This is a genomic window from uncultured Frigoribacterium sp. (assembly GCF_963515265.1).
Classification (GTDB): domain Bacteria; phylum Actinomycetota; class Actinomycetes; order Actinomycetales; family Microbacteriaceae; genus Frigoribacterium.
Genome location: NZ_CAUPYL010000099.1, coordinates 1 through 9,062, shown reverse-complemented (window position 1 = coordinate 9,062; position 9,062 = coordinate 1). Strand labels below are relative to the sequence as shown.

Below are 9,062 nucleotides of genomic sequence, written 5' to 3'. Positions count from 1 at the left end.
ACGCAGCCGGGGTCACGGCGACCGTGCACGGCGACGACCGCGTGCGCCTCAGCGTGCACGCCACCACCACCCCGGCCGCGCTCGACGCGGCCCTGACCGTCCTGGGAGGACGCACATGACCACTGCACACGACACCCGCACCGACGTCCGCGCCGACGCACGGCCCGGCTCCCCGCTCCGCGCCGTGCACACCGACGCCGCCCCCGCCGCCGTGGGCGCCTACTCGCAGGCCGTCGTCGTCGGCGACCTCGTCTTCGTCTCCGGCCAGCTGCCGATCGACCCGGCGACGGGCGAGTTCGCGGGACCGGGGGTGCGCGAGGAGGCGGCCCAGTCGCTCCGCAACGGCGCCGCCGTGCTCGAGGCGGCCGGCTCGGGCATCGCGCACGTCGTCAAGACGACGGTGCTGCTCGCCGACATCGGCGACTTCGCCGTCGTGAACGAGGTCTACGCCGAGGTCTTCTCCGCGGGCGGCGGCGTGCTGCCGGCGCGTGCCGCGTACCAGGTCGGCGCGCTGCCGAAGGGCGCGCGGGTCGAGATCGAGTTCGTGGGGGCCGTCGTCCGCTGACCGGCGGCCGCGGCGGCCGCGGCGGCCGCCCCCGGTCCCGGTCCCGAAGAATCTTGCCCGGAAAGGGACTACCTGACCCGGGGCCCCCGTCCAGAACGTCCCTTTCCGGGGCAACGAGCGACTCCGCGGCGCTCGGCGGCGGGCGCCCGGGTCCTCCCCGAGGAGGAATTCACCGACCGGTCTCCCCGCCCGCCCCCGGTCCTCGCTACGGTGCGGAGATGAGCACGTCGACGGAGCGCCACCCGCACGGCCAGGTCCGCACCTCGGGTGCCGCACCGAGCAGCACCGACGCGTCGGGCGCCTCCCCGGCTCCGCCCGCCGACGCCCTGGCGGGCCGCGACCTCGTCGTCGACCTCGCCCGGGTCGTCTGCGTGCTGCTCGTGGTCGTCATCCACGTGCTGATGGTCGGCGTCGGCCGCGACCCCGACGGCGCGGTCGTCGCGTCGCAGCCCCTGCAGCAGCAGCCGTGGTTCGCGTTCTCGACCTGGGTCGGCCAGATCATGCCGCTCTTCTTCGTCGTCGGCGGCTTCGCGAGCGCGACCGCCTGGGCGAGCACGCAGCGACGAGGAGGCGACGGTGCGGACTTCGTGCGCGGTCGCCTCCTGCGCCTCGCCCGTCCCGCCGCCGCGCTCTTCGTGGTGCTCGCCGTCGCCCTGGCGGTCGCCACGCTGCTCGGGGTCGACCCGGCCCTGCTCGACACGGCCGTCACCGGCATCGGCACCCCGCTCTGGTTCCTCGCCGCGTACGGCATCACGCAGGTGGCCGTGCCCGTGATGGCCCGGCTGCACGCCACGCGACCCGCGGCGACCTTCGTCGGGCTCGCGACGGCGGCCCTGCTCGTCGACTCGGTCCGGTACACGACGCTCGTGACCGACGTCGGCCTGCTCAACCTCGTGTTCGTGTGGCTGTTCGTGCAGCAGCTGGGGTTCGCGTACGCGAGCGGCTGGTTCGGGCGCGCCCCGCGCCTCCTGCTGGCGGGCATCGCGCTCGCCTGCGCCGCGTCGCTGCCGGTGCTGACGACCGTGGGCCCGTGGTCCGACGACATGCTGACGAACCTGAACCCGCCGGCCGTGCCGCTGATGGTGCTCGGCGTCGGGCAGATCTGCGTGCTGACGCTGCTGCACCCCGCGCTGGCCCGGCTCATGCGGACGCGTGCCGCGCGGGCCGTCGTGTTCGCGGTGGGCAGCCGGGGCATGACGATCTACCTCTGGCACCTGCCGCTGCTGATCGCCGTCACCGGCCTGGTCCTCGCGACGGGCGGGCCGCTGCCCGAGCCGGCGTCGGCGGCCTGGTGGTGGACGCGGATCCCCGTCGTGCTGCTCGTGCTCGGCCTCGCGTGCGCGCTGTCGCTCGTCGTCGGACGCCTCGAGGGGGCACCGCGGCCCGTGCCCTCGGGGCACCGCCGCCCGAGCACGCTCGTCGTCGCGGTGTCGGCCGTGCTCGTCGTCGCGCCGCCGTTCGCGGTGATGCTCGACGGCCTCGACCTGCGGAACGCGATCGCCGGTGCCGTGGCACTGCCGGCGGCGCTCTGGCTGCTCGGCCGCGTGCGACCCCGACCGTCGTAGGGGCCCGCGGGGAGAGAAGGGTGACGCCCGGCCGACGGGGGGATCGGCCGGGCGTCCTACGGTGTCGGGCGGATCAGGAACCCTCGACCGGAGCGGCAGGGGACCCGATCACGAGGCCCTGTTCCTGCTGCTGAGATCAATCGTGCGTCCCGATCCGATGACGACGCTGGGAGCCGCCTACCGATCTGCTGATCCCCGTCGACACCGGCCGGGCCGGCAGGTGGCCCCGCGCGAGGACGGCATCCGACGCCCGGCCGGGCAGCACCGTCCCGATAGACTCGCGGAGTCCACCCGCTGCCAGCCCGCAGGAGTTGAAACGTGCCCACAATCGTCGTCGAGGTCATGCCCAAGGCTGAACTGCTCGATCCCCAGGGCAAGGCCGTGGTCGGTGCCCTCTCCCGTCTCGGCCTGAACGATCCCGCCGAGAGCGCGCAGTTCACCGACGTCCGCATCGGCAAGCGCTTCGAGCTGACCGTCGAGGGCGAGGTGACGGAGGCGGTGCTCGCCGACGTGCGCACCCTCGCCGACGACGTGCTGTCGAACTCGGTCATCGAAGACGTGGTGAGCATCACCGTGCTCGACGCCGCTCCCGCCGTCTGATGCGCGTCGGCGTCGTCACCTTCCCCGGCTCGCTCGACGACCGCGACGCCCAGCGCGCGGTCCGCCTCGCGGGCGGCGAGCCCGTCGCCCTCTGGCACGGCGACCACGACCTGCAGGGCGTCGAGGCGATCATCCTGCCCGGCGGGTTCAGCTACGGCGACTACCTGCGCGCCGGTGCCATCGCCTCCTTGTCGCCCATCATGACCGAGGTCGTCGACGCGGCGAACGCGGGCATGCCCGTGCTCGGCATCTGCAACGGCTTCCAGATGCTGGCGGAGGCGCGGCTCATCCCCGGTGCCCACACCCGCAACGCGCACCAGCAGTTCATCCGCCGCGACCAGGTCCTCCGCGTCGAGAACGCGTCGACCGACTGGACGAACGGCTTCGCCGAGGGGCAGGAGATCACGATCCCCCTCAAGAACGCCGACGGCCGGTTCATCGCGGACGACGAGACGATCAAGCGGATCGAGGGCGAGGGGCAGGTCGCCTTCCGCTACGTCGGTGTCAACCCCAACGGCTCGATGGACGACATCGCCGGCGTCTCGAACGCCCGCGGCAACGTCGTCGGCCTGATGCCCCACCCCGAGCACGCCACCGAGCCCGGCTTCGGCCCCGACATGCCCGACGCGATGTCGAGCGGCGTCGACGGCCTCACGTTCTTCACGTCCGTCATCGAGAGGGCCCTGTCCAAGTGAGCACCGAGAACGACCGCGCCGAGCTGATCGACGTCCGCCCCGAGGGCCCGAAGCCCGACACCACCGCCGACGCGGCCGCGACGCCCGACAAGCACCAGCCCTACGAGGCGCTCGGCCTCAAGGCCGACGAGTACGCGCAGATCCGCGAGATCCTCGGCCGCCGCCCCACGAGCGGCGAGCTGGCGATGTACTCGGTGATGTGGAGCGAGCACTGCTCCTACAAGTCGAGCAAGATCTACCTCCGCCAGTTCGGCCAGAAGGTCTCGCCGGCGATGACGAAGGACCTGATGGTCGGCATGGGCGAGAACGCCGGCGTCGTCGACGTGGGAGGCGGCTGGGCGGTGACCTTCAAGGTCGAGTCCCACAACCACCCCAGCTACATCGAGCCGTTCCAGGGCGCCGCGACCGGCGTCGGCGGCATCGTCCGCGACATCATCTCCATGGGCGCCCGTCCGGTCGCGGTGATGGACCAGCTGCGGTTCGGCGCGATCGACGCCCCCGACACGCAGCGCGTCGTCGACGGCGTCGTGCAGGGCATCAGCTTCTACGCGAACTGCCTCGGCCTGCCGAACATCGGCGGCGAGACCTACTTCGACGCCGTCTACCAGGGCAACCCGCTGGTCAACGCGCTCGCGGTCGGCGTCCTCCGCCACGAGGACCTGCACCTCGCCAACGCCAAGGGCGTGGGCAACAAGGTCGTGCTCTTCGGGGCGCGCACCGGCGGCGACGGCATCGGCGGCGCCTCCATCCTCGCCTCCGACACGTTCTCGTCGGGCGGCCCGACGAAGCGCCCCTCGGTGCAGGTGGGCGACCCGTTCGCCGAGAAGGTGCTCATCGAGTGCTGTCTCGAGCTGTTCCGCGGCGAGCTCGTCGAGGGCATCCAGGACCTCGGAGCGGCCGGCATCAGCTGCGCCACCTCCGAGCTGGCCTCGAACGGCGACGGCGGCATGTTCATCGAGCTCGACGACGTGCTGCTCCGCGACCCCTCGCTCACCGCTGAGGAGATCCTGATGAGCGAGAGCCAGGAGCGGATGATGGCGGTCGTCAGCCCCGACAAGCTCGACGCGTTCCTCGCGGTCACCGCGAAGTGGGACGTCGAGACGAGCGTGCTCGGCGAGGTCACCGACACCGGCCGGCTGGTCATCAACTGGCACGGGGAAGAGATCGTCAACGTCGACCCGCGCACCGTCGCGGTCGACGGCCCGGTCTACGAGCGTCCCGTCGCCTACCCGTCCTGGATCGACGCCCTGCAGGCGGACACGGCGGCGACCCTGCCGCGTCCGACCGACCCCGAGGAGGTGCGGGCCCAGTTCCTGCAGCTGCTCGGCTCCCCCAACTTGGCCGACAAGAGCTGGGTCACGAACCAGTACGACACCTACGTGCTCGGCAACACGGCCCTGAGCTTCCCCGACGACGGCGGCATGGTCCGCGTCGACGAGGAGTCGGGGCTCGGCTTCGCCATCGCGACCGACGCCAACGGCCGTTGGTGCCAGCTCGACCCGAAGCAGGGCGCCCGGCTGGCCCTCGCCGAGGCGTACCGGAACGTCGCCGTCACGGGTGCCGTGCCGGCCGCCGTCACCGACTGCCTCAACTTCGGCAGCCCGGAGGACCCGGAGGTCATGTGGCAGTTCTCGCAGGCCGTCGAGGGCCTGTCCGACGCCTGCCTCGAGCTCGAGATCCCCGTCACGGGCGGCAACGTGTCGTTCTACAACCAGACCGGCACGAAGCCCATCTTCCCGACCCCCGTGGTCGGCGTCCTCGGCGTGATCCAGGACGTCGCGAAGCGCGTGCCCTCCGGCTGGCAGGACGACGGCGACAACATCTACCTGCTCGGCACCTCCTCCTTGGAGCTCGACGGCTCCGCCTGGGCCGGCGTCGTGCACGACCACCTCGGCGGACGCCCGCCGGCCGTCGACCTCGGGGCTGAGAAGCAGCTCGCGGGGCTGCTCGCCGCCGGTGCCGACCAGTCGCTCATCGCGTCGGCGCACGACCTCAGCGACGGCGGCCTCGCGCAGGCCCTGGCCGAGGCGGTGCTGCGCTTCGGCGTCGGCGCCCGCGTCTACCTGGGCGAGCTGCTCGAGCGCGACGGCCTGGACGTGGCGGCGACGCTCTTCACGGAGTCGACCGGTCGTGTGGTCGTGTCGGTGCCCCGTGAGGACGACGTCAAGTTCCGCGGCCTGTGCGAGGGCCGGGGCTACCCCGTCGCCCGCATCGGCGTGACGGACGCGTCCTCGCAGTCGCTCGAGATCCAGGACGTCTTCACGGTCTCGCTCGACGAGCTCCGCGCGACGCACCGCGGCACGCTCCCGGCCCGCTTCGGAGCCACCATCCCGCAGTAGGCGCCGCCCGTACCGCCCGAAGGCCTCTGCCGACCGGCAGGGGCCTTCGTGCATCCCCACCCCGCGTCGGCGCACGAAGTGCCGCCGCCCCCACCCACGTCGCCGAAGGAGGCGCGCGAAGCGCCGCCGCCCCCGCTGCTGCTACTGCTGCTGCTGCTGCAGCATCAGGGGAACACAGCACCCGCATTAGTGCAGTGCACCCGGTCTAGTCCCGGTGCAGTGCACGAAACCCGGTGCGCTCCTCCTGCCCGAGTCCCCGCGCTCGATCACTCTCAAATTTGAGAGTGATCGGGCACACCCGAGCCACACTCACGGGGCTCACGCCGCCGCCGCGTGCAGATCTGTCTCGCTTTCGTCCCACGCCCGAAGGAAGCGCGCGAAGCGCCGCCGCCCACATCGCCGAAGGAGGCGCGCGAAGCGCCGCCGGCCGAAGGCCCGCCGGGCGCAGCCCGGCAGCCGCCGGCAGGCGGCCAGACGAGCACGAACAGCAAATCCCCCGGTCCGACGAGGACACAGGGGATGCATTTGCTGGGGTACCTGGACTCGAACCAAGAACAACTGAACCAGAATCAGTCGTGTTGCCAATTACACCATACCCCAATGACGTCGACCGCGAGGTCTGCATCACTGCGGCCCATCAGATGAGCCAGCGTCTACTGTACACGATCTCCGAGCTCGTCGAGGCCACCGATCAGGTCGCGGTTGATCACCGCGGCGACTCGCGCCCCGGAGCCGGCCGCGACGATGAGCTGCTGCGGCCCGGGGGCCGTGGACTCGCCGGCGGCGTAGAGCCCCGGCACCGAGGTACGCCCGTGGTCGTCGACGACCAGCAGGCCGTCCTCGTCGAGGTCGGCACCGAGAGGTGCGACGTACTCGAGCTTGCCGGCCCAGGCGGGGCGGACGAAACCGCCCTCGCGCGGCACGACCTCGCCGCCCTCGAGCTCGACTCCGGTGAGCCCCTCGCGGCCGCCCTGCAGGGACGCGATGGGACGGCGGTCGACGCGGATCCCGCGGGAGGCGAGCTGCGCCTCCTCGGCATCGGTCACCGCGGCGGCGGAGCCGTGCGTGAAGACGACCAGGTCGTCGCTCCACTGCGACAGCAGCAGGGCGCGCTCGGCCAGGTCGGGGTGCTCGCCGATCACGGCGAGTGCCTGGTCGCGCTTGCCGTAGCCGTCGCACTCGATGCAGCTGTGGACGAAGGTGCCGTAGAACGCGCGCAGCCCGTCGATCGCCGGCAGCGTCTCCTGCAGCCCGGTGGCGACCAGCACCACGTCGGCCAGGGCGCGACGCTGCTGCCCGCGGAACTCGCAATCCACCACGAACCCGTCGTCACCGCGGCTGATGCTCGTGGCCATCGTCTGCCAGTGCTCGCCCTCCTCGTACGACAAGAACTCCTCGCGGCCGAGCTTGCGCAGCTCGAGGGGAGAGATGCCGTCGCGGGTGAGGTACCCGTGCGACAGCAGGGTCGCCGAGTTGCGCGGGCGGTTGCTGTCGACCAGCAGCACGCGACGCCGGGCGCGGACGAGGTTCAGCGCGGCGCTGAGCCCCGCCGGCCCTCCCCCGACGACGACGACGTCCCAGCGCGCGTCCGCAGGGGGCACGTCGACACCGACCTCGGTCATGATCGCTCGAGGAGGCGCCGGATGCGCGCCTGCGTCGACTCCCGACCCAGGATCTCCATCGACTCGAACAGCGGCGGGCTCACTCGCCGCCCCGAGAGCGCGACGCGCAGCGGGCCGTAGGCGACCCGCGGCTTCAGGCCGAGGTCGTCGACGAGCGCCGCCTTCAACGCGTCCTGGATCGCGGCATGGGTCCATTCCTGCACCCCGTCGAGGGCAGCCGAGGAGGCGCGCAGCACGTCGGCGGACGACTCCGGCAGCGAGGCCGTCGCGTCGGCCTCGTACTCGAGCTCGTCGTCGGCCGTGAAGAGGAACGACAGCATCCCCCTCGCCTCGCCGAGCAACGTCATGCGCTCCTGGACGAGCGGTGCGGCCTGGACGAGCACGGCGGCCTCCGCTTCGGTCGGCGGGTCGCTGACGACGCCGTCGAGGTAGGGCAGCAGGCGCTGCGTGAAGTCGCCGACCTCGAGGAGGCGGATGTGATCGCCGTTGATCGACTCCGCCTTCTTGAGGTCGAAGCGAGCCGGATTGGGGTTCACGTCCGTCACGTCGAAGGCCGCGACCATCTCGTCGAGGCTGAACACGTCACGGTCGTGCGACAGCGACCAACCGAGCAACGACAGGTAGTTGACCAGGCCCTCGGGGACGAAGCCGCGGTCGCGGTGGTGGAACAGGTTCGAGGCAGGGTCGCGCTTCGACAGCTTCTTGTTGCCCTCGCCCATCACGTAGGGCAGGTGGCCGAAGCGCGGCACGAACTCCGTGACGCCGAGCTCGACCAACGCCTCGTACAGGGCGATCTGGCGAGGCGTCGACGAGAGCAGGTCTTCGCCGCGCAGCACGTGGGTGATGCCCATCAGAGCATCGTCGACGGGGTTGACGAACGTGTAGAGCGGGACGCCGTTCGGACGGACCACGACGAAGTCGGAGAACGAGCCGGCGGGGAACGTGATCTCGCCACGCACCAGGTCGTCGAAGCTGAGGTCGCGGTCGGGCACACGCAGACGGAGCGCCGGCTGACGCCCCTCCTCCTTGTAGGACGCACGCTGCTCGTCCGTGAGGTCGCGCTCGAAGTTGTCGTAGCCCTGCTTGGGGTCTCGACCGGCAGCGATGTTGCGCGCCTCGATCTCCTCACCCGTCGCGTAGCTCTCGTAGAGCAGGCCGCGCTCGAGGAGCCTGTCGATGATGTCGCGGTAGATGTCGTGGCGCAGCGACTGCCGGTACGGCGAATGCGGCCCGCCGACGTCGACGCCCTCGTCCCAGTCGAGCTTGAGCCAGCGCAGGCCGTCGAGGATCTGCTCGTAGCTCTCCTCGCTGTCGCGACTGGCGTCGGTGTCCTCGATGCGGAACACGAGCGTGCCGCCGTGGTGCCTCGCGTACGCCCAGTTGAACAGGGCAGTGCGGATGAGACCCACGTGAGGAGTCCCGGTGGGAGAGGGGCAGAACCGCACGCGCACATCGGCGCCGGAGGCGGTGGAGAAGGGAGCAGACATCGGTCACGATCCTACCGGCGCAGCCCCGCTTCTCGGGGCCCGCTCTCAGCGACCTGCCCCTGCTGGCTGTCCGTCGTCGGCTGACCACTACCGGGTTAAACAAGAAGAGCCCCTCCAGTGGAGGGGCTCTTCTGTAAAAGGAGTCCGGCGGTGTCCTACTCTCCCACAAGGTCCCCCTTGCAGTACCAT

General features: G+C 71.5%; 7 protein-coding genes and 1 tRNA gene. 5 read left to right on the top strand and 3 right to left on the bottom strand.

The genetic code is table 11. The annotated features are described in order from the left end of the window. Window positions 1-115 precede the first annotated feature (115 nt). The 5 genes from RWM17_RS09215 (at window position 116) to purL (ending at window position 5,764) form a co-directional block, all read left to right on the top strand. Entirely contained in the window at window positions 116-565 is a 450-nt protein-coding gene (locus RWM17_RS09215) for a Rid family detoxifying hydrolase (protein ID WP_314102968.1), read from the top strand. Between the two features lie 218 nt (window positions 566-783). Continuing rightward, window positions 784-2,130: an acyltransferase gene (locus RWM17_RS09210; RefSeq protein ID WP_314102966.1), complete on the top strand. Its 1,347-nt coding sequence runs from the start codon at window positions 784-786 to the stop codon at window positions 2,128-2,130. A 318-nt stretch (window positions 2,131-2,448) separates the two neighbouring features. After that, the gene (purS, locus tag RWM17_RS09205) at window positions 2,449-2,730 is read left to right on the top strand and encodes a phosphoribosylformylglycinamidine synthase subunit PurS (RefSeq protein WP_314102964.1); all 282 of its coding nucleotides are present in this window, start codon (window positions 2,449-2,451) and stop codon (window positions 2,728-2,730) included. Next, the gene (purQ, locus tag RWM17_RS09200) at window positions 2,730-3,425 is read left to right on the top strand and encodes a phosphoribosylformylglycinamidine synthase subunit PurQ (protein WP_314102961.1); all 696 of its coding nucleotides are present in this window, start codon (window positions 2,730-2,732) and stop codon (window positions 3,423-3,425) included. The genes purS and purQ overlap by 1 nt, the downstream gene beginning before the upstream one ends. A gap of 26 nt (window positions 3,426-3,451) precedes the next feature. Continuing rightward, window positions 3,452-5,764 (top strand): phosphoribosylformylglycinamidine synthase subunit PurL, encoded by a 2,313-nt coding sequence (purL, locus tag RWM17_RS09195; RefSeq protein ID WP_314102970.1) that lies wholly within the window; start codon window positions 3,452-3,454, stop codon window positions 5,762-5,764. A gap of 528 nt (window positions 5,765-6,292) precedes the next feature. Here purL and RWM17_RS09190 read toward each other — a convergent pair. From RWM17_RS09190 to gltX, 3 genes are all read right to left on the bottom strand, one after another. Then, window positions 6,293-6,364: transfer RNA gene (locus RWM17_RS09190), tRNA-Gln, on the bottom strand. A gap of 53 nt (window positions 6,365-6,417) precedes the next feature. Next, the gene (locus RWM17_RS09185; protein ID WP_314102959.1) at window positions 6,418-7,386 is read right to left on the bottom strand and encodes an NAD(P)/FAD-dependent oxidoreductase; all 969 of its coding nucleotides are present in this window, start codon (window positions 7,384-7,386) and stop codon (window positions 6,418-6,420) included. Next, entirely contained in the window at window positions 7,383-8,873 is a 1,491-nt protein-coding gene (gene gltX / locus RWM17_RS09180; RefSeq protein WP_314102956.1) for a glutamate--tRNA ligase, read from the bottom strand. The genes RWM17_RS09185 and gltX overlap by 4 nt, the downstream gene beginning before the upstream one ends. Window positions 8,874-9,062: the final 189 nt, after the last annotated feature.